Origin of the sequence: Fibrobacter sp. UWH4, from assembly GCF_900142475.1 — a bacterium.
Taxonomy (GTDB): Bacteria; Fibrobacterota; Fibrobacteria; order Fibrobacterales; family Fibrobacteraceae; genus Fibrobacter.
Genome location: NZ_FRAY01000001.1, coordinates 183,616 through 203,408, shown reverse-complemented (window position 1 = coordinate 203,408; position 19,793 = coordinate 183,616). Strand labels below are relative to the sequence as shown.

The 19,793-nt window shown below is 50.1% G+C and carries 18 protein-coding genes and 1 pseudogene; 6 read left to right on the top strand and 13 right to left on the bottom strand.

Going from position 1 to position 19,793, the window contains the following annotated elements; genetic code table 11:
- Positions 1 to 19 precede the first annotated feature (19 nt).
- Positions 20 to 520 (bottom strand): annotated as a pseudogene (locus tag BUA93_RS00745) (NADH-quinone oxidoreductase subunit B); the annotation flags it as partial.
- A 227-nt stretch (positions 521 to 747) separates the two neighbouring features.
- Here BUA93_RS00745 and BUA93_RS00740 point away from each other — a divergent pair.
- From BUA93_RS00740 to BUA93_RS00730, 3 genes are all read left to right on the top strand, one after another.
- Entirely contained in the window at positions 748 to 2,436 is a 1,689-nt protein-coding gene (locus tag BUA93_RS00740; RefSeq protein WP_072976572.1) for a GGDEF domain-containing phosphodiesterase, read from the top strand.
- A gap of 140 nt (positions 2,437 to 2,576) precedes the next feature.
- Entirely contained in the window at positions 2,577 to 2,768 is a 192-nt protein-coding gene (locus BUA93_RS00735; RefSeq protein WP_072976570.1) for a DUF362 domain-containing protein, read from the top strand.
- Entirely contained in the window at positions 2,761 to 3,978 is a 1,218-nt protein-coding gene (locus tag BUA93_RS00730) for a geranylgeranyl reductase family protein (protein ID WP_072976568.1), read from the top strand. Before BUA93_RS00735 ends, BUA93_RS00730 begins: the two co-directional genes overlap by 8 nt.
- Before the next feature lie 295 nt (positions 3,979 to 4,273).
- On the opposite strand, the gene BUA93_RS00725 is transcribed toward BUA93_RS00730, so the two are convergent.
- The 10 genes from BUA93_RS00725 to BUA93_RS16095 all read right to left on the bottom strand — a co-directional run bounded on the left by BUA93_RS00725 (position 4,274) and on the right by BUA93_RS16095 (position 12,791).
- Positions 4,274 to 4,789 carry an OmpH/Skp family outer membrane protein gene (locus BUA93_RS00725; protein WP_072976566.1) on the bottom strand — a complete coding sequence of 172 codons (516 nt, stop codon included), beginning with the start codon at positions 4,787 to 4,789 and terminating at the stop codon, positions 4,274 to 4,276.
- 9 nt (positions 4,790 to 4,798) lie between these two features.
- Positions 4,799 to 7,513, bottom strand: a complete 2,715-nt coding sequence (locus BUA93_RS00720; RefSeq protein ID WP_083597092.1) for a BamA/OMP85 family outer membrane protein — start codon at positions 7,511 to 7,513, stop codon at positions 4,799 to 4,801.
- A 178-nt stretch (positions 7,514 to 7,691) separates the two neighbouring features.
- Positions 7,692 to 8,363, bottom strand: coding sequence for a Crp/Fnr family transcriptional regulator (locus BUA93_RS00715; RefSeq protein WP_072976563.1), 672 nt, complete (start codon positions 8,361 to 8,363; stop codon positions 7,692 to 7,694).
- A 53-nt stretch (positions 8,364 to 8,416) separates the two neighbouring features.
- Complete coding sequence (gene trxA, locus BUA93_RS00710) at positions 8,417 to 8,728, bottom strand: thioredoxin (RefSeq protein WP_072976561.1); 312 nt, start codon at positions 8,726 to 8,728, stop codon at positions 8,417 to 8,419.
- Between the two features lie 115 nt (positions 8,729 to 8,843).
- Positions 8,844 to 9,578, bottom strand: a complete 735-nt coding sequence (locus BUA93_RS00705; RefSeq protein WP_139257635.1) for a hypothetical protein — start codon at positions 9,576 to 9,578, stop codon at positions 8,844 to 8,846.
- Between the two features lie 15 nt (positions 9,579 to 9,593).
- A complete protein-coding gene (locus BUA93_RS00700) occupies positions 9,594 to 10,361 on the bottom strand; it encodes an amidohydrolase family protein (protein WP_072976557.1) in 768 nt (255 codons plus the stop codon).
- A gap of 20 nt (positions 10,362 to 10,381) precedes the next feature.
- Positions 10,382 to 10,519, bottom strand: a complete 138-nt coding sequence (locus tag BUA93_RS16100) for a hypothetical protein (protein ID WP_175547343.1) — start codon at positions 10,517 to 10,519, stop codon at positions 10,382 to 10,384.
- Positions 10,520 to 10,535: 16 nt separating this feature from the next.
- Positions 10,536 to 11,987, bottom strand: a complete 1,452-nt coding sequence (locus BUA93_RS00695) for a radical SAM/SPASM domain-containing protein (RefSeq protein WP_072976555.1) — start codon at positions 11,985 to 11,987, stop codon at positions 10,536 to 10,538.
- A gap of 287 nt (positions 11,988 to 12,274) precedes the next feature.
- Entirely contained in the window at positions 12,275 to 12,502 is a 228-nt protein-coding gene (locus BUA93_RS00685; protein ID WP_072976551.1) for a hypothetical protein, read from the bottom strand.
- A gap of 145 nt (positions 12,503 to 12,647) precedes the next feature.
- Positions 12,648 to 12,791, bottom strand: coding sequence for a hypothetical protein (locus tag BUA93_RS16095; RefSeq protein ID WP_175547342.1), 144 nt, complete (start codon positions 12,789 to 12,791; stop codon positions 12,648 to 12,650).
- A gap of 831 nt (positions 12,792 to 13,622) precedes the next feature.
- On the opposite strand from BUA93_RS16095, the gene BUA93_RS00680 reads away from it, so the two are divergent.
- The 3 genes from BUA93_RS00680 to BUA93_RS00670 are packed head-to-tail and all read left to right on the top strand — an operon-like array spanning position 13,623 to position 17,583.
- The gene (locus BUA93_RS00680; protein ID WP_072976550.1) at positions 13,623 to 14,462 is read left to right on the top strand and encodes a TIGR02147 family protein; all 840 of its coding nucleotides are present in this window, start codon (positions 13,623 to 13,625) and stop codon (positions 14,460 to 14,462) included.
- On the top strand, positions 14,462 to 15,664 hold the full coding sequence (locus BUA93_RS00675; protein WP_072976548.1) for a carboxypeptidase-like regulatory domain-containing protein: 1,203 nt from the start codon (positions 14,462 to 14,464) through the stop codon (positions 15,662 to 15,664). Before BUA93_RS00680 ends, BUA93_RS00675 begins: the two co-directional genes overlap by 1 nt.
- A 26-nt stretch (positions 15,665 to 15,690) precedes the next feature.
- The gene (locus BUA93_RS00670) at positions 15,691 to 17,583 is read left to right on the top strand and encodes a glycoside hydrolase family 5 protein (protein ID WP_072976546.1); all 1,893 of its coding nucleotides are present in this window, start codon (positions 15,691 to 15,693) and stop codon (positions 17,581 to 17,583) included.
- 69 nt (positions 17,584 to 17,652) lie between these two features.
- Here BUA93_RS00670 and BUA93_RS00665 read toward each other — a convergent pair whose 3' ends face one another.
- Together BUA93_RS00665 and BUA93_RS00660 are read right to left on the bottom strand one after the other, a co-directional pair.
- Positions 17,653 to 18,876, bottom strand: a complete 1,224-nt coding sequence (locus tag BUA93_RS00665; RefSeq protein WP_072976545.1) for a hypothetical protein — start codon at positions 18,874 to 18,876, stop codon at positions 17,653 to 17,655.
- Positions 18,876 to 19,721: a TIGR02147 family protein gene (locus tag BUA93_RS00660; protein ID WP_072976544.1), complete on the bottom strand. Its 846-nt coding sequence runs from the start codon at positions 19,719 to 19,721 to the stop codon at positions 18,876 to 18,878. Before BUA93_RS00660 ends, BUA93_RS00665 begins: the two co-directional genes overlap by 1 nt.
- Between the last annotated feature and the right edge of the window lie 72 nt (positions 19,722 to 19,793).

The following is a 19,793-nucleotide window of genomic DNA, read 5'->3' as shown; positions in this document are numbered from 1 at the left end:
CGGTCTTCGCCTTGATCATTTCAAGCTGGTCTTTCACGCGTTCGGCGCGCTGTTTCATGTAGGACTCGTCCTTGATCTTCTTCTGGAGGTCAAACATCGCCTCGAAGAACGCTTCCGGACGGGAGGGACATCCGCCGATATAAACATCCACCGGCATGATATGGTCGATACCCGGCACGGTGCAATAGCAGTCATAGAATCCACCAGAACTGGCGCATGCGCCCATGGCGATTACCCAACGGGGTTCAGCCATCTGTTCGTACATGCGCTTGAGGATCGGCGCCTGCTTGTAGGAAATGGTTCCCGCGACCAGCAACACGTCAGACTGACGCGGCGTAAAGCGCACGTATTCAGACCCGATACGGGACAAGTCGTAACGGCCCACTTCGGTACTCATAAATTCGATTGCGCAGCAGGCTGTTCCATAAGGGAACGGCCACAGGGAGTTCGTTCGGCCCCAGTTGACCAGGAAGTCAAGAGAGGTCGTAATGAAATTCGGCTTTTCTGCCTCATTACTCATAGGAGATTACCTCTTTAAATGCGGCGCTAAAGATAGAATTTTAAGAAGTACTCCGCGGGAAACCTACAAAAGGAAAGAGGGCTTTCTAAACGGAGTCGTCCACACCCGCATGGATTTAAATTAGACTAATCTAACAATAGCTTTTTTTGTCAATTCTTATAAAACGAACTTGCATTTGATGTAGCATTTTTGTAATTTTGGGGAGGTTTTGGTATGTTGAGGATGTAATGGAAATTTCTCTGTGGAATGGCACGTATCTTGACTTTAGGTCCAAGCTTCTTGGATCCATTTATAATACAGATGAAATATTCGGCATCATGGCAAGAAACATAACCAACCTTGCCTTCCAAGCAAACATCGGCTACATCCACTGCATTTACTACGTTCCCGTAAGCCAGTTCGCCCCCAACGGACTTTCGGGCGAATTCACCGCCTACCACGACAAGAACAGACTCCCGGCAATTCCCTCGACAACCGATTTTTCGGAAACCATGAGCACCGGCGAGCAAGGGTCCTTCACTTTCCAGGCGCACCCGATTGACGGCCACAGTTTCACCGATTTCGAAAAGCAACTCGTGCAGTTGCTCAGCTGGGACTTCTTCATCATCTCCGGTCGTGCCCACCTGATTGGGAACACCCGCAAGTCTGCCATTTCCGACCCCATGACCGGGGCCTTCAACCAAGCCGGCATATTCATGTTCAGCCAGCAGGTTATCGGCGGGGACCTCCCTAGCTACGCGGCCACGTTCATCAACCTGAAAAATTTCAAGTACGTCAACAAGTCAACCAGCAGCCAGCAGGGCGACCTCGCCCTCAAGATGTACGTCAGCAAAATTTCCCAATTCATCAATGAAAAGGAACTCATCGCACGACTCGGCGGCGACAATTTCTTCGCGCTCATCAAGAAGGAACGCCAAGAAGAGTTCATTTCCAGATTCAGCAACTGCGAAATGACGCTTAGTCAAGGGTCCAAGCCCGTAAACATCCGCATCCAGGCGCGAATGGGGGTCTACCCCGTCGAAAACAATGTCGAAATTCACGACGCCCTGAACAACGCCGCCATGTCCCTACAGGCCGCAAGAGCCATCAAGACTCGCGACATCGTCTACTTTACCAAAGAGATGCTTGTCCGCGCGATGCACCAGAAGGAAATTTCGAACGAATTCCACAACGCCATCCGCAACAAGGAATTTGTGGTATTCTACCAACCCAAGGTCGACTTGCTCACCAAGAAGGTTACGGGAGCGGAAGCGCTAGTCCGTTGGATCCGCCACAAGACGATCGTCCCTCCGATGGACTTCATCCCCATCCTGGAGCGCGAAGGCACCATCTGCGACCTGGACTTCTATGTTTTCGAGACGGCCTGCGCCGACATTCGCCAGTGGCTTGACGTCGGCATCGAACCGCACCGCATTTCGACCAATTTTTCGAAGCTCCATTTGCGCAATCCCGAACTCGCCGACAACGTCCTGAGCATCATTCGCAAGCACAACGTGCCAAGTAAATATGTCGAAGTGGAACTGACCGAATCGGCCGATTTCGATGATAACGCAGCCATGATGAAATTCGTGAACACGATGGCCGAGAACGGAATCGCCGTATCCATCGACGACTTCGGTACCGGCTACTCCACACTGAACGTGCTCAAGGACTTCAACATCACCACCATCAAGCTCGACAAGTCGCTCCTGGACCATGTGGGCGCCCCCAATTCCAAGGACGATGTCATTATCCGCAATGTGGTAAAGATGGCGAACGAGCTCAACAAGGAAATCATCGCCGAAGGCGTCGAATCCGAGACGCAGGCCGAATTCCTCAAGAACATCCAGTGCAACAATGTACAGGGTTTCCTTTTCGACAAGCCACTTGTCCACGACAACTTCCAGAAGCGCCTGACCGGGGAATACACTTATTAGTTCAGAATTCAGAGTTTAGAGTTCGGAGTTGCGATATCAACAAACAAGGCCCTGATTTCAAAGTTAAATGTTTCCCAAAATAATTCTGAATTCTGAAATCTGAAGTCCGAATTATACCTCTTTTTCTATATTCATCCTTAATGAAGAAGCTTGTTCACGACAGAAAAGTTTGCCTCGCCTGTGCAGGGTGCGTGGGGCTTTGCCCCAAGATGGCGCTCGACATGCACGGGCTTGACTTGCAGATAGACCCCGAAAAATGCATCAAGTGCAGCATTTGCGTCAAGGCATGCCCGGTCGGGGCGCTTATGCTGACGGAGGTCATCGATGCTTGATCCTAATTACGACGTCGTGGTCATCGGTGCGGGGCCTGGCGGCTCCGTCGCAGCACGCAACCTGGCCCGGGCCGGGCACAAGGTGCTGCTCCTCGAAAAACGGGAACGCATCGGTTTCCCGGTACGCTGCGGCGAGGCGAGCACCACGCTTGCGGACCTACAGACTTACGGTCCGATCGACGAAAGCTGCATCGAAAGCATTATCAACGGCCTTTACATTTACGGCCCTAATGGCGTGAACATCGAAGTTCCGAAGCCAAGCACGGGCATCATGCTGAACCGCGAAATTTTCGACCCGTGGCTCGCAAAACTCGCTGCCGACGACGGGGCCCAGGTTGAAACTTGCGCCCGCGCCGAATTTGTAGGCGAAGTCGAGGGCGACAGACGAATGGTCCGCGTCGTTCTCGGAAAAGGCAACGGCGACGGGAGCGTCACCGAGACCGGTACGCAGGAAATCTTTGCGAAGATGGTCATCGCCGCCGACGGCGTCGAAAGCCGCATCGGCCGCATGGTCGGGCTCAACTGCGTGCAGAATCCGCGCGAGACCTGCACCGGCGTCGACATCCAGGTGCAAGGACTCTTGACCAAACCCGACTACCTCACCTTCTGGCAAGGTCACGACTTTATCAACGACGGATACATCTGGAGTTTCCCGAAGCAGAAATCGAACGTGACAAATTTCGGTGCCGGATTCCTCGCCGCAGGAAAGCACAGCGGAAACATCCTCGAAGTCACCATGGAGTGGCTAGAAAAGCTTTTCCCCGGAGCAAAAATCAACCATACCGTCGGTGGAATGGTGCCGGTTTCCAGCACCCTTAAGGATTACACTTTAGACCGCTTCGCCCTGGTGGGCGACGCCGCCCACCACACCAACCCGCTCACGGGTGGTGGCATCGCTGCCGCGATGCGGGCGGGCCGATTCTGCGCGGAATACGTCGACCAAGGCCTCAAGGCAACCTCCGGCGAAGCCGCTAGCCTCAGCCACAATTTCCTGAAGCAGTACGAAAAACGCTGCTACGGCTACTTCGGCAAGATGCACGACTTCGAATACAAGTTCCGTAGGTTCCTGCTCGCTCTGAACCGCGAAGACCAGGTCGGACTTTACAAGGTGCTGCAAGGATTCGCCTTGAGCGGATACAAGAAGAGCGCCTTCTTGAAGACGCCCGTGCAAACGACAAAGTATCTCTATAAATTCTGGAAGTTCAAGTAGAAATTCTACTCTGGATCCCGTCACCACTCCGTGGTTCCAGGATGACAGTTTCAGGGAACGTCACCCCGCACAAACGCCTCGGGGATTGTCATTCTGGAGCGTAGCGACGGAATCTAGGGCGACAGTTTCAAGGAACGTCACCCCGCACAAACGCCTCGGAGATTGTCATTCTGGAGCGCGCGACGGAATCCAGGGGACAGTTTCAGGGAACGTCACCCCGCGCAAACGCCTCGAGGATTGTCATTCTGGAGCGCAGCGACGGAATCCAGGGCGACGAAATTTAAATACGCCACAACTACCTGTTGTTCAGGTAGTCCAGCACTTTCTGCGTAAGGTCGTTTTCCTTTTTCCAGAACACCACGGCGCCGGTTGCACGGTCGACCACCATGTCGTAACCTTCCTGCAAGGCGATTTCGTTGATAGCCTTGCGAATCAGCTGAATAATCGGGGCGCTCACCTTCTCGTTTTCAGAAATCAGTTCACCCTTACGGCCGTACACGCGGTCGATAAAGGTCTTGAGTTCCAGGTCCTTCTTATTGTACTCGGCTTCGAGCTCGTTCTTCTTTTCGTCGCTGAGCATGAGCACCTGCTTGTCGAGCTTTTCCTTGATAGCGGCAAGTTCCTTCTGCAGCAAGTTGCCCTGCTGTTCCCACTTGGCCACCTGGCGGTCGTACTCTTCCTGGGCTTTCTTGGTGCCCTTGTAACCGTCAAAGATCAGCTTGGAATCCACATGCGCAATACGCAGCCCGTCTTCGGCAAACGAGACGGTCGCAAACGCAAGCACCAGAACCATCAGCAGACGTTTAAGCATAAAGCCTCCTTAGAATCCCTGGCCGATCACGAAGTTGAACTGCATGTCACCCACTTCGGTACGCTGCGTACCGCTATAGGTTTCACCCACATCCAAGGGCCAGGCAAAGTCGAAGCCGATAATACCGAGCATCGGTACAATCACGCGGAAACCGAAACCGATATCCTTCTTGAGGCTCGTCGGATCCCATTCGCTGAGCGGACTCCTGCTCGGCTTCGGAACCTTGGTACGCGGGTTGTAGCGTTCACCGAACACGTTACCGGCGTCAAAGAAGAACGGCAACAGGTAGAATGTCTGCGGCACAAGACCGAGCTGGAGTTCAACACCCGTATACTGGTAGCTGCGGCCCAAGCGGCGGTACCCGATAGAACCCGAGCTGTAGCCACGCATCATGCCCTCGTAGCCCATCACGCCACCCATGGTGTAGAGCGTGCGGTACTGCAACTGGTCGCCAAAGATTACACCGTACTGGTTGGTCAGCGCAACCGTCAGGCGGTCGCGGAACAGCGGGAACCACCACTTGATCGTAAGTTCGGTCTTCACGAAACTGAAGTCACTGAAGATGGCGTCATCGGCCCACTGGATATCGAGCACGTAGCGAGATCCGTCGGTCGGGAACTGCGGCAGGTTCTTGTCGTCGCGGAGCAGGCGGAAGTTCAAGGCAGATTCCACACCGGTATAGACAACGTAACTGTCATCGATGTTCGGGCCCTGCTTGTTCATGAGCCAGCTGTAACCAATCTGTCCGTAGAAGTAGTCATCGGGCCACTTGAGGCGCTTACCCAGGTAGACGCTGCCGCCGTAACGGGTAATATCGGGGTCGTCGTACTTGGACATGTTCCACCAGGAGTAGCTGAGGCTCGTACCCAAGGTAATCGGCTTGTCGAGGAACCACGGTTCCTGGAAACTCACGGAAGCACTCTTCTTGTCGGCACCGTATTCCACGCTGAACGATGCGGCCTGGCCGTCACCCATACAGCAGTTCGGGATAGACACGCTCGCCGTACCCACGATACCGTCGCTTTCGCTGTAAGACACGCCCAAGCTGAACTGTCCGGTACCCGCTTCCTTTTCCTGCACGGTAAAGTCGAGGTCCACATCCTGCTCGCCCACTACCTTGATGTCGGGGACGACCATGTCAAAGTAGTTCAGCTGCATAATTTCACGGAAACTACGTTCCAGCAAGGACTGGCGATAAGTATCGCCCGGATACAGACGGACTTCGCGGCGGATGACCTTCTCGTTCGTCTTGGTATTGCCGTGGATATGCACCTTGTGGATCTGAGCCGGGAGACCTTCGGTCATCTTGTAGGACAGGTTCACAATCGAATCGTTCTCGAACGTACGGGTTTCCTCGTACTGGGCGAACAGGTAGCCGTCTTCGCGGTAGGCATCCAGAAGCGCCTTGCGGGAGGCATCGTACTTATACTGGTCAAAGACTTCACCGCTGTCAAGACGGAAGGCGTAGGCAAGCATCTTGTCGTTCAGCACTTCGTTACCCGAGAAATGCAGACTGCCCATGTAGTACTTGCGGCCTTCGATCATGTGGATATGGACCAGAATGGCACTCGAGGTCTTGATATTGTCGTACTTGTTCAAGGCCGGGAACATATCCTCGATCATGTAACGGACCAGGAGCTTTTCCTGGTAAGTCGAGCGTTTCTTGATCTTGCGGAGCGAATCAATCTTCGGATTCTTCCACTTGCGTCCGTCCACGATATCCAGCCATTCCTTGCGGGCACTTTCGTAGCGGATCAGGTCGTTCAGCATGTTCCAGGCGTCCTCTTCGGTCTTGACCGTCACCTTAGGTCTAGACACCCAGGGCATTTCGCCGACTTCGCGATGCTTGCGGAAGAAGTGGGTTACCTGCATGGTCGGCTTGCCTGCCATCTTGTAGAGGGGCGTTGCAGAATCACCCAGGGCAAGGTTCAACTGTTTGTAGAGGACTTCCAGATTTTCGCCGAGCGGAACCATCCGGCCCAGATAGAACAGGCAAGTGGAGTCAGGCAGGTATTCGGCGCTGTATTCAGTCAGTTCCGCATCCAGGTAACCAAAATGACGGATGGCGTTCAACACCGTATCGCGGTCCGCCTCGAAAATGTTTTCCTTGAACTCGCCACCGCCCCACCACTGGTCGAGCTTCGTGACCATGTGTTCCATGATATCTTCGGCGGGCACGTTGTCGTTCCCCTGGATATCGAACTGGCGCACCTTGACCTTTTCGCCCTCGCGGACAATGAAGGTCACTAAATTCTTGTTTTCGTCAACCGGAGTTTCACGGTAGCCCACTTCGGCGAGCAAATAGCCCTCGGAGCGGTAGTACTCCAAAATGGCCTGACGGTCGCGTTCCAGCTGGCTCTTGCTGTAGACCTGCCCCGGAATCAAGCGGGTCTTCAGCTTCAGGTCTTCTTCCGAGACCTCGTCCGGACCTTCGAAAACGGCCGTATCGAGCGCGGGAAGCTCCTTAATCTTGAAAATGAGGTCGACATCGGTGCCGTCACCCACGTAATCAATCCAGGCAGTCACGTCGTCAAAAAGCCCGGACTTGTACAAGGAAGCCACCGAAGACTGAACCTTTTCGGTAAGGGCCGTCGGTGAATAGCTCTGTCCATCGCGAATACCGATGCGGCTGAGCACCGCACGATCGTCCATGTGGACAGTCCCTTCGACCTTGACCTTATGAATCTTATTTTCGACCATATAGCTCTCGGACATTTCGGACATGTCCAAAAGCTGGGCCTGAGCAAGCCCTACAAACACAGCAAATAAAAACAGCCAGCGAAAGCGCAGAATAAACCTACCTATAAACAAAATTCGGGACAAAAATACAAAAGTTAAGGGCGCAAGACCTGCACCCCGAACGAATTTTACGATAATTTATGAGAATAAGCGCCCGATTTCATCACAAAATCTTGCGAAGGCCATCCACGTTGTGTAACTTGATGAGGCCTCGTCTGATTTCGACAAGTCCCTTATCTGCAAATTCGCGGAGCATACGGGCCACCACCTCGCGGGCTGAATTCACGTCGCGGGCGATTTCTTCCTGTGTTTTCCGGATTTCGTCGGAGCCGCTCCTTTCAAAATGCGACACCAAATAAGAGGCAAGCCGCTGGTCAAAGCGCTTGAACAGCATCAGCTGAATTGCACGAACCGCCTGCGAAAACCGTTCCGTTTCACTTTCGAAGACAAAGGCGCGCACATGCACGTTCGATTCCATCAGGCGCGCACAGACCATCGCCGGAACCACCAACAGGGAAGTATCCCTTTCGGCCACCACCGCCGTATCAAAGGTCAACTGCCGAATCACGCACGAAGCCGTAGACACGCAGACTTCATCTTTGCGGGCATGGTACAACGAAACCTCGCGGCCGTCGTCCGAGGTCATGCTCACGCGGATTTCACCTTCGAGAATAAAGACGATTCCGAGACATTCGGAGCTGTTGCTGCTCACGAGCTGCCCCTTGCCGAAGCGCCTGACGACAGCACGTTCGGACACTACCGCCTGTTCTTCGGCCGAAAGTTTCGGCCAGAACGGGAGTCTGGGAACAATCAAACGAACCGGAGCTGCTTTCATAAAAAAACGCCTCTTTTGCAATATACAAAAAAGGCGCCCAAGGAGTAAATGTATTAGCCAATCATTTCTACAATCTGAGCCTTCGGGCGGACACCGACTGCAGAATTCGTCACCTTGCCGTCCTTTACGACCACAAGCGTCGGGATGCTCATGACATTGAACGAGGCTGCCAATTCGCCTTCATCGTCCACGTTCACCTTGCAGACCTTGATCTTGTCGCCGTATTCCTCAGCTATCTCCGAGATCACGGGCGAAAGCATCCGGCAAGGGCCGCACCAAGGAGCCCAGAAATCGATCAGGACCGGCTTGTCGAAGTGGAGCACTTCTTGTTCGAAGTTGTTTTTGGAGATATTCATTTCAGACATGTTTTACCTCTCTTTTTTCTTGTTTACAGGTATATTTTAGATAATGAGAGGCCAAAAGTCTGTGACCAAGTCACACTAGGGAAAAAAACTCTGTCAAAAGCACCAGGAACCGGGGTTATTTCCACACTTCGTTTCTATTGTAGGAGCCGCTTTTCAGCTGAATGTGCAGATGTTCATTTACCATACCGACGTCTTCGTGGAGGACGAAGTATCGGGGACCAAGATCTTCCGTGATTGCCTTTGCAAGGGTCTTTCTAATCTTAACGTCTTCTACATCCTTGATTCGGATGTCTACGGCAGCGCAGGCATAACGGGCAGATCGTTCGCCGTGCTTGTCGGAATCATTTCCGCTAGTGATTACCGGGCGATAATTATCGTCCTTGAAGACCTCGTGATAGGTGGCTACCACTATGTTTATGGCGGAGTCCAGTTCGGGGCGTAGGCAGTCAATATTTACGGCAGCAGTCTTCAATATAGTGAGGCTGAGGACCTCATCGTGATAGTTCTGTTGTTCCGCATTGCGCTTGATAACTGTCCTAGGAGCATCGCGTTCAATCTTTTTAGCAGGCTTTTTTTCGCATCCGTTTTCAAATTCACCGAATAGTCCATCCAAGAATTGGACAATTTTATCAAAAATGCCTTGAGCTCCACCGTGTTCATCAATGGTGGACGAAAGTTCCTCAACGGCATTTGCCGTTTTTGATTTTGCAGAGTCCAGCGCTTCCGCAGCCGCCCTACCAACAGCCTCTTCCAGCTGTTCCTGGGTGTCGTCACTGAGCCCGCAGCCCGAAAGCAGCAGAATGACAAAAATAAACGCCAGAAGACTTTTCGTGCGGAAAACCATACTCATCAATATATATATCGTTCATTTTGATGCGGTTGTCAAAATCTTTTGGGCATTTTCCCAAGAAATTTTAGACCAGTCCTTGCCTGAGATTCGCCTTGTCTGGTCTATTCGGCTACGCAGATGACGCGGGAGCGAACTTTTCAGGTGACGCCCTGGAATAGGGGTGTCTGTACCGAACAGGATGCGATCAGTAAAGCCATTTTGTCGTGCAGCGATTATAAGCTGCTGAAAATGACTATGTGGCATAAACGACGTATCTACAAACGTATTCGGACAATAACGCAACATATCAATAGCTTGCAAAATTGGTCTTCCATGGGCGAGAACAACACGGACATTTGGGAACTTCATGCAGATTCCCCTATACATTCCAGTCTCACAGTTCTCGAATTCACCGGTATGGAGTTTCACAAACAGGCCCCGTTCCTGAGCTATTTTGAACACCCGTTGCAGTTCCCGACCATTCGGCAACCATTTCTCCGACACACCGTGAATTTTCAACCCGCGAATTTTACCACCAGTATCATTCATATATAACGAAAGATTCGACGAATGTTTCAGCATATCGTGCGTCACCCACAAGATTGGCTTGGCACGACCTTCCGAAAGTTCATGCATCGCAACACGTTCTTCTAGCAAAAAGTCGGGGTCATCTGAAACAACAGTACTTGTACTAGAATAAGCAAAATGCGTGATGCCCGCAAGTCGCAAGGTACGCAGTATTCGTGGCGGCGTGTAATAGTCGTCAAAATATTGCCCTATGTGAACATGGAAATCGAAAAGCATATTCCAAAACAATGCTTACGTTAATAATGCATCATATTAGGAGGATCTTCTTTGGGGGGAGGAACTTGAGGCTGATTTTGCTGTTCAAGTTTATCAACTCTTTCTTTCAATTTCTTTATTTCGGCTTCAAGTTCCTTTACCTTGTATTCAACACTCATCTTTTACTCCTGTTAATTAGTGCTGTTTTTTCATTTTCGCTTTGGCTTCTACAACAAGTTTGCGATTCAAGTGAGCCGCCTTGCAGAAATGCGGAGCAACCTTCAGATAATCACCGCCGCTTTCGTTGAAATTACGAACAAGACATGGAGCACAGAATTGTCGGTCTTCGCAATCGTAACATTGCGGAATAGCAGACTTAGTAAGGTTACGAAGTTTGTTAAGCTGCGGAGATTTTTCCCAAATATCCTTAATGGGCTGTTCTCGCACATTACCGCAAGCCATTCCCTGCCAACCGCTACATGGATACACAATGCCGTCACTTGCAATACAGAGGTTATCCATGCCTACACCACAGAAAGGTCGCTTACCCCATTCCTCGCGAGAAACGGACGGCACCGGAGTATCAGTAAAGTCAAGATAATCTTTATCAAACTGAATAATATCCTTGAGCAATTCTTCAGTTTGTTCCATAGTCAAGCGCTCGGCAAGATTGTCCGTGGTAAAATCGTATCGAGCCATCATTACAAAGTCAGTTTGAGCCTTGCAATTTCGTTCGTAAGCATATTTCAACACATCTTTATAAGTGTGATAATTCGTCTTCATCACAGGGCAACTGATTTGCACGGGTATGTTCGCCGCAATCAAGGAGTCAATAGCGGACTTGGTCTTTTCGCAGGAGCCTTTGAGTTGTGTGACATGGTCATGTTCTTCAGGAATAACGCTGTAAAGCGATGTTTGCACATAACTCGGATTAACTTCCTTAAGCACCTCAATCATATGTGGCGTAATTAAAGTGATGTTTGACAACACATAGAAACTGAAATCAAGTTCACGAGCCTTACGTAAGATTTTTTCTGCATCGGGATGCGTGAAAAATTCACCACCTGATAACGTAAGGCCCATAACGCCTAAATCGTGCAACTGATTGAGAACACTTTCGATAACTTCGTATGGTAACACGATATTCTTTAGTTCATGCGGAATGTAACAGTGAATGCAGCGTTCATTACAACGATTCGTTGTTTCAATTTGGCAACTGTGAATTTGCGGATGTTCGCGATACCAGTCTCCTAAAAGTTCTTGCGTATCGATATAGAGTTTTTCGTCATCAGGATTTTGTTGAGAGTTGTAGGTGAATAATGTTTTCGGATTTTCAGCATAACTAAAGAAAGTATCCTTAGCAGCACATTCTTCGGCTGTTTCTGCGGAGACTAAGTAGCGGTCAGCAACTAGGGAATCTAAAAAATCCTTCATGTCATCTTGAATGTCTTCGGGAGCCACATCTTCGAAGTATTCGCATGCTTTTGCCGAAAGTTCCTGCAAGCTATGCGGTTCACGAGAAATCACAGAAAGGAAAGCTCTTCCTTCTTGCGTGTAGGTGCGGTCATGCTTGGTTAATTGGCTCTTGATATAGCCATAGTCGCCGATAGAACGAATAAAGGTGTCACGAGATTGACGGTAAAACATTAGACCTCCTTTAATTCATCAGCTTTTTTTTAGTAATTCTTGTCTAGTTTGCTTAAATAAATCAGATAATTTTATTAGGTATTGAGTATCTAATGAGATCCTTTTTGACTCTAAGCCTAAATGGAAATCGTACCATGCTTTATATTCAGTGAAAAATTTTACAAGCAACGTATGAATTTCTAGTTTTTGCTTAACGAACTCATATAATTTGAGCGGACTTAGAGCATCAGAGTCTTCCAAGCCCATTTTCTTTGTCAAAATTATCAAAAATTGATTCTGATACCATTCTAAAGTGAAGTACATGATGAATCTCCTATGATAGTTTGACGCTGTTCTTCAGCCATTTTGCTGCTTCTGGAAAGATTTTCAAGAGCGGTCAGAACGTTTTCATTTGTTGAATTGTAAGGAAAAGAATTGGATACATTCTCCACTTCGATCATTACAGATTCAATACTGATGTTATCCACCTTTCGATCTGCTAAAATTTTAAGAATTTCCGACTTTCTGGCATCCATAATGTTCCTTTATCTCTTTTTGTAACTTCTTTTGTAATGAAGATTTTCTTATTCATTGTAATCTTCTCGGTTTTAAGAAAATTTGGCAAAAAGGTATTCCCTAGAGCAGGGCGGCAAGCCTCGTTCTAGGAAATAATAATTGCGCTTAGTATGTTGTTTCGCAATTCTGGCATTCTCCGCCATGAGTGCCTGCATTGTAAGTCGGGCAGCCAGCAGCGAAGCTTCCGGTCGGGTTGTTCTTTGCGATAAGACGGGGCTTCTTGTAGGCCATCTTCTTTGTTGTCTTCATAATATACCTCATGAGTGTATATCCCGCAGGTTGTTGCACACTATGCCGCGCGGGTTTCGGCATAGTGCGTTTTGCGTTTGCAAAAGCTCATTTTTTTCATTGAACAAATCGCAGGTACAGCGACGCATTTCTCCTTCAATGAAATTTCCGGAGTTTTTTCTTGCTCTGCAAGGATTCGTGCCGATTTTGTATAGATACAAGAAAAGGCGCAGATCGTTGCATTTACCTAAACGGGGCTCTCGACTGCCTCTAAGCGATAAACACAAACGACCCACGCCCCAAAAGGGCTGTTGCCCTTGGCCATACGACCAAAGACCGACTGTAAAGTCGGTACAGCAAACTGAAGTACGCCAAAAGAGGCATACCTGCGTGAGCGTTCGCCTTGTCCTCGCTTAGTGAAATGGTCGAGATTTCGTTTAGAGGGCAAGAGGAAAACTCTTTTTCACTTCAAAACTAATATAAAATTGAGCGAAATGTACAAAAATTTTAAAGAAATCGCATTTTTTTGTAACAAAGTTCCCAAAACGTCTTTAAATAAAGGGTTTGCATATTCCAAATTGGAGTAAATTTTATAAATCGAACAATCAAGGAATACTTGACAGTTCAACAGGATGGGATAAGAAACATTTTTCTTTAATTGACGAAAATTAGATAAAGGCGCAACTTGTAAGGAATATTTACAAGTTGCCCAACTTGATTACATACGGCGCCGGCACCGATATCACAGCCTACGGTCAAATCCGCCATTCTGTTTCCATTTTTCGTGTATTTTACTAAAACAATAACAAAAGTTTACTTTGCAACATCAAAATTTTATCTAATTTTAGAGGTATGAAAAATGTTTCCACAATTAGTGTATTTATGTACTTTGATTACCGGGATTATATCCGGGCCGTTGTGGAGGCATTGCAATCCAGAGGGCAGTCCATCCGTTCCATTCAAGAAAGCGCCGGAGTCTCGGGTTCCGCCTTTTTCAACCGCATTCTGGACGGATCCCGCCCGCTTTCTACCGCAAACGCAAAGACACTCGCCAAAGCCTGGGGGCTTTCCGACGAAGAAACCGAATACTTTCTGACGCTAGTCCGCTTCGGCAACGAAAAAAACGTGGACGAGCGCGAAAACCTGCTCAAGAAACTCCTCGCCGTACGCGCCAACAAGCAGGAATACGAACTCCAGGATTCCGCCCTCAAGTTCTTTTCGAAGTGGTACTACCCCGTTTTGCGCGACCTGTTGCCGCTCCTCCCCGCAAACACCCCCGCCGAGAAAATCGGCCGGATGTTCACGCCCGCGCTCCGCGCCCCGCAAGTGCAAAGCGGAATCAAGTACCTAAAGGAAGCCGGATTCGTTTCCTTGAACGATAACGGAACCTACCATGTCGAGCAACCCATTATTTCGACGCCGCCCCGCGTGCGCTCCACCATTCTGCGCAAATACCATTTAAAGAACCTCGAAGTCAACAGCGAAATTTACGACCTGTTTTCAAGCGACGACCGCAGCATCACCAGCGTAACCTGCAGCCTTTCCAAGGAAAGTTTCGAAAAGGTTCGCGAAGAAATCGCCAAGCTTCGCGAAAAGATTTTGGCCATGTCCCGCGAAGAAAAGAACCCCGACCGCGTCTGTCATATCGGATTCCAGCTCGTGAATCGCGCCAAGGTGAAGGAGGGCAAATAATGAAGGTTATTCTCGCCCTTTCGCTTTTCGCAGCCAGTCTCGGCATCGCATTCACCGCCTGCAGCACAAGTGAAAATTCTGTCGCAAACGGTACAGGCAGCAACGCCGGCGAAACCGAAATTGCCGGCATCGTTACAGCCACCAATCACGGAATGCCCCTCAAAAACGCCGTCGCCCGTGTATGGATTTTAAACGAGGATTCCATGCATGTCGCCTACGAAGACTCCCTTGACGACAACGGCATTCTCAAGATTAACTCCGCCGCCTTGAGCGAAAAGAAGGCCCCCGTCCAGCTGCTCGAAATGCGCTCCGGCGACTCGCTCTCCATTATGCGCTGGGTTGACTTCGAACGCAGTCCGGAGCAGAATCTCGCCATTACCCAAAGCGAAAGCCTGAAAGGCATTATCACCAGTAACGGTACCGCCGTCGAAAACGCAACCGTAAGCATTCTAGACCAAACCGTCACCACGGACGCACAAGGATACTTTGAATTCAGCGGCTTGCCTGCAGGCGTGCACTACGCCTTCGTTGAAGGGTATTTCGGCAAATTCTCTTACCAGATGGAAACCGGCCTAAGCGATGGCGCCACGACAAATCACATCAACATTGCCGACAGCATTTTCACCGTTGTCGAAGACTTTGAAAATTGGAAACACAGGCAGACCTTTATCGGCAAGAGTTTTGGACAAGGCTGGTGGTTTATTTGCACCGACTCCCTGCAAGGCGGGAACAGCCGCGTCGCCGAAGGCATCGATAGCGACAAGATTCTCGTTACCGGCGACAGCGCCAAGAGCGGAAGCAGCCTGCACCTGATTTTCAATATCGATCAAGAAACTAAAGGCCATTACGGCGTCGCAGGATTTTCCATCGGCGACGACTTTGACGAAGACGAGATGTTCGCTTTCTACGACTTACGCAGCGCCACCGCCATTTCGTTCGACGCCAAGGGCAGCGGAAAGATTTCGCTGCAAATCACCAAGCGCGGCAACGACGGCAAACGAGACTTTCACCAGACAGCCTTCGTGACGCTCGGCGACGAATGGGAACACTTCACTTTTACCGCCGACGATTTCGACACGGAACTTATCGCCGTCAACACCATCAACATCTTGGTGACCGAGGACGCAGAGATTTTCTTGGACAACATTCGCTTTGACGGCATTTCGCCGAGCATGTGGCCAAGCCTCGGAATGCGATTCTAGAATTTTCACATATAGGAGTGTGCTTTATGAAAAAGACAAATATAGGCATAGTAGCCTTGTGCGCTCTCGCTTTTGCAAGCAGCGCGTTCGCCACCATTCAACCCACGCGCGTCGGCCCCGTTAGCCAATACGGAGCTTTGCAAAGCGGCAAGAACTCCGCTGGCGAAGGCCGCATTTACGGCAGCGTGCAAGGCGTCAAGGACGGCGCCGAAGTCCAGGTTCGCGGAATGAGCCTCACTTGGAGTCAGTACTGGCCGTACGGCAGCAGCTTTTACGGAAGTTCCTTTATTGATACTCTGGTCGGCTCCTGGAACGTTGAACTCGTCCGCTCTGCCATGGGCGTCGTGCCGCCTTGGGGACACGGAAGCTACATGACCCGCCCCGAATATTTCGAATCGCAAATGGACACCGTGGTTCAAGCCGCTATTCAAAACGATGTTTACGTCTTGATCGACTGGCACAGCGAAGGCGGTTACTACAACTGCATCCATAAGGGAACAAAGCCAAAGTACGAATTTAACGACAACAAGACCTGCTTTACCGCAAACGATGCCGCCGCCTTCTTCGGACGCATGGCCGAACGCTACGGCAAGTATCCGCATGTCATTTTCGAAATCTACAACGAACCCGTGAGCGAATCCTGGGCAGACCTGAAAGCATACGCCGACACGGTCATCAGCGCGATTCGCAAACATTCAAAGAACCTGGTAATCGTCGGAACCCCGATGTGGTCTTCTATGGCAGGCGATGCCGTAGCCGCCCCCGTACAAGACGATAACGTCGCCTACACTTACCATTTCTACGCCAACCTGCATCAGACTTCTAGCCACTTGTCCAGTTCCAACAAGGCGATGGAAGCCGGCCTTAGCGTATTCGTAACGGAATGGGGCGGTATCGATGAAATCTTCACCAAGGAAGCCCACAAGACCGAACTTGAAAAATTCCTCGCATGGACCAAGGAAAAGAAAATTTCTTGTGCAAAATGGGATGTCGAAAAGCCTTTCCTCGAAAACAACGATGTCGACAATTATATCAAAGAAAACATTTTGCCTGCAAAAACCACCTACCAGAAAAACCTGAACTGGGAAACCGAAATCAACGACAAGTTGCCCAACTTGATTACATACGGCGCCGGCACCGATATTCCGGGCAAGTGGAGCAGCACCAGCGACATTGACGACTACGGCGACGAACAGGGCGACAAGGGTAATTCCACCTTTACCGACAACTCTACCGAAACTACCGTAAAAATGGACAACATGAAGCTTGACACCGTCGGTACCGGTTTCGATTACGCTCCGTACATCCGCGCAGAATACGCGTTCGACGGCGCACCCGATTTGTCCAAGTGCAAAATGGTTAGCTACCGCTACAAAGGAGCAAACCACCAGTTTATCCTCTACTACGATTGGAACGCCAGTATCGATGTCTTTGGCGAAGGCGCCTGGGACTACCCCTTTGTCGAAATGCCGTATGCACCGGAATGGGAAACGGTCTACGTGGATTTAGGCTGGATGATGAGCAACGGCTGGCAGGCAGCACTCCCGCTAACCCCGGTTCTTTCGGCGGCGACCGCGTTCCGCTTTAATGTAACAAACGACTTTTTCGACACCTCGCTTTGGATCGAAAACATCAAGTGCATCGAAAGCGTCGAAGGTTACACGCCTGTAAAAATCCCCACAAACACAAATGCCGTCCAGACGCAGATTGCAAAGGCGAATTACCGCATAAACACCAACGGATTGAACATTGTCGCCACCGGCATCAAGAACGGCACGCACTACTCGCTTTCGAACATCCTCGGACAAACGCTGCGTTCCGGCACCGCAAACGCAAGCAGCATTAAGCTAAGCGCACCGCAGGCAGGCCGCTACATTCTCCGCATCGGCAATTCCGTCCACCCGATTTCAATCAAGTAAGCAAAAGCCTTTCCCCGAAACAAAAGGGAGCAAAAGTGCCTCGGCATCCGCCGAGGCATCTTTATTTGGTTAATCGATAATTTGAATTCCTTCGAATACGATTTCATCTATTTCTAGACGGGTACCGTTATAGATGAAGATGCTGAATATGCCGATTTCGTTTGAGATTTCACCCCAAGCGACCTGGTAATTTCTGTCGTCCAAAAGCTCATCACCGGGCCGAAGAACCAATTCCGTCCATTCGTCGTTCGCCGTCCCCATCCACAACGCCTTGTTATAGTTGTTGTTTTCAAGCTGACGGTAATGTTCCAGCGCAACAGCAAAATCGCAGTCACCGCGGACTTTCAAGCGAACGGCAGAAAGCGCACTCAAATCGTAGTAACCGGAATCAAGCCCAAGATGCGTTCCGAGCATGACATAGCCCGTATCTTGAATGACATACTTTAACGAGAGATACTTCCCGCCGGCACCGTCATCTACAAGCGCACTCACAAAGCCGCTTGCACTATCGGGGCTTTCGAAAACAGCACCCTTGTGCGGCATGTAGTACCAGCCGAAGTTCTTGTAAATCTTCGCCAAGTTGTTCAGGCTGTCGCCATCGTCAAAATCTTCGAAGACGTATTCGCGGGTCATTTCCTGGAATCGCACGAGCGTATCGACGGAAGTCCCCGCGTCAAGCGAAACAGCGGCAACGGGCTGATCATCCGCAAGAATCGTATATAGGCCCGCAGGAACATGCGAGAAGATAAACTCGCTTCCATCATTTTTTGCCCAATAGGGAGTCGCATCAAGCATCACGACACTGCGCGAAACTATAGAATCAGAGGCCGCAGCCCCAGTACGCACCGTAAGCGATACGGACGGCAGGAGTTCAATTTCGTCTGCCGTGGAATCTACCGCATCGAGTTTCGTCCACACCATGAGCGAGGAGTCCTCGCCCGCAATTCCCTCAACATAGCACCTTGCGTTCTGACACTGGTCAGTTTCAGTCTCGAACTGCACCATTCCAGAATCATCCGCTGTTGCAGTTTCCAGCGCTGAAACATGGGACGGGAGGAATTGCGACTGGTCCTGGATATTCACATCTTCGGACGGGCTTTCCGCAGGAGTGAAACCAGCACGCTGATACAAGGTAACGCGCGCCTGCGGTATAGGCATGTGCGCCCCGTCAAATGCAACGATGGCGATTCCGTTTGTCGTCTCGCTCGTGGCACCTGCAGCGTCGTTCCCTTTTTCGGTACATCCGACAAGCAATGCCACGCCAAAAATAAAGCTCTCCACAACCCTTTTCATCACTCTTCCTTTTTCATCATCGGGAATAACTGAAAATTTAATTGATAAACGCTGTCGCATATCTGTGCGGGCATCGTATTGACCACATTTACGATGGCTTTTCGCGTTTCTGCAAGGATTTCGCGGATTTTCTGGATTTGTTTCGAGTCGAGTGCCATGGTAAGCGTACTGATATCGCGCTTTTCTTTCGGAATGTAAGCAATCGAATCCCGTGCCAGCTCCGCGATACGCCCTTGATAATCGCTAATGGTGGCGCTCAGCCAGTGTTCCTGCGTACGGAGGTGCGCCTCGGTGGGCTCCACACGACCATCCTTGCGTTGGCGGGCAAGCCCTAACTGCAACAGCGCCTCAACGGCTTTCTCGACCTGCGAAGCGGTTAGCTTAGGGATACATGCTTCACCGAGCGCAGCCGCATCTTGCGGTCCACGATAATCGAACACATCTAAAGCCGAACGAATCATCGGGTAGTACCACTGTTGAAAATAGCGGTACCGAGCCTCATCTAACTCGCGACAACTCGCCGGGCGCATTTTCTGGAGCGTCTCAAAATGCTTACGCACTTCTTCGTCGGTTTTAGCCTTGCCGTAAGCGACCGTTTCACGGAAGTATTCCGCCTTTGCCTCCTTGAATCGGAAAAATTGCACAAAAGCCTCAACGCACTTGGGTGAAACATGGCGTTTGCCCTGCAAAATCTTTACCAAGAGACTAGCATCCATACTGACCGCAGTGGCGAACACGCGGTAGCTGAATGTCGGGTCCAACGACTTTTCCAGTTCGTAGAAGTCCTGCAAGAACTTGCGGTAGTCGGTATAGTCGTATATGTTTATCTTATTTCTTGCGAACATGATTTGCTACCCCAAGAATATAGTTTCTATCATCAAAATAATCAATTTCTACAACCGCTTTTTATTGATTTT

Coding starts and splice junctions, on each gene's coding strand:
- BUA93_RS00730 (WP_072976568.1), top strand. CDS start 2,761: ATGCTTGATCCTAATTACGACGTCGTGGTCATCGGTGCGGGGCCTGGC.
- BUA93_RS00660 (WP_072976544.1), bottom strand. CDS start 19,721: ATGTTCGCAAGAAATAAGATAAACATATACGACTATACCGACTACCGC.
- BUA93_RS16100 (WP_175547343.1), bottom strand. CDS start 10,519: ATGAGTGTTGAATACAAGGTAAAGGAACTTGAAGCCGAAATAAAGAAA.
- BUA93_RS16095 (WP_175547342.1), bottom strand. CDS start 12,791: ATGAAGACAACAAAGAAGATGGCCTACAAGAAGCCCCGTCTTATCGCA.
- trxA (WP_072976561.1), bottom strand. CDS start 8,728: ATGTCTGAAATGAATATCTCCAAAAACAACTTCGAACAAGAAGTGCTC.
- BUA93_RS00680 (WP_072976550.1), top strand. CDS start 13,623: ATGAAAAATGTTTCCACAATTAGTGTATTTATGTACTTTGATTACCGG.
- BUA93_RS00665 (WP_072976545.1), bottom strand. CDS start 18,876: ATGAAAAGGGTTGTGGAGAGCTTTATTTTTGGCGTGGCATTGCTTGTC.
- BUA93_RS00715 (WP_072976563.1), bottom strand. CDS start 8,363: ATGAAAGCAGCTCCGGTTCGTTTGATTGTTCCCAGACTCCCGTTCTGG.
- BUA93_RS00685 (WP_072976551.1), bottom strand. CDS start 12,502: ATGGATGCCAGAAAGTCGGAAATTCTTAAAATTTTAGCAGATCGAAAG.
- BUA93_RS00705 (WP_139257635.1), bottom strand. CDS start 9,578: ATGAGTATGGTTTTCCGCACGAAAAGTCTTCTGGCGTTTATTTTTGTC.
- BUA93_RS00670 (WP_072976546.1), top strand. CDS start 15,691: ATGAAAAAGACAAATATAGGCATAGTAGCCTTGTGCGCTCTCGCTTTT.
- BUA93_RS00675 (WP_072976548.1), top strand. CDS start 14,462: ATGAAGGTTATTCTCGCCCTTTCGCTTTTCGCAGCCAGTCTCGGCATC.
- BUA93_RS00725 (WP_072976566.1), bottom strand. CDS start 4,789: ATGCTTAAACGTCTGCTGATGGTTCTGGTGCTTGCGTTTGCGACCGTC.
- BUA93_RS00695 (WP_072976555.1), bottom strand. CDS start 11,987: ATGTTTTACCGTCAATCTCGTGACACCTTTATTCGTTCTATCGGCGAC.
- BUA93_RS00735 (WP_072976570.1), top strand. CDS start 2,577: ATGAAGAAGCTTGTTCACGACAGAAAAGTTTGCCTCGCCTGTGCAGGG.
- BUA93_RS00700 (WP_072976557.1), bottom strand. CDS start 10,361: ATGCTTTTCGATTTCCATGTTCACATAGGGCAATATTTTGACGACTAT.
- BUA93_RS00740 (WP_072976572.1), top strand. CDS start 748: ATGGAAATTTCTCTGTGGAATGGCACGTATCTTGACTTTAGGTCCAAG.
- BUA93_RS00720 (WP_083597092.1), bottom strand. CDS start 7,513: ATGTCCGAAATGTCCGAGAGCTATATGGTCGAAAATAAGATTCATAAG.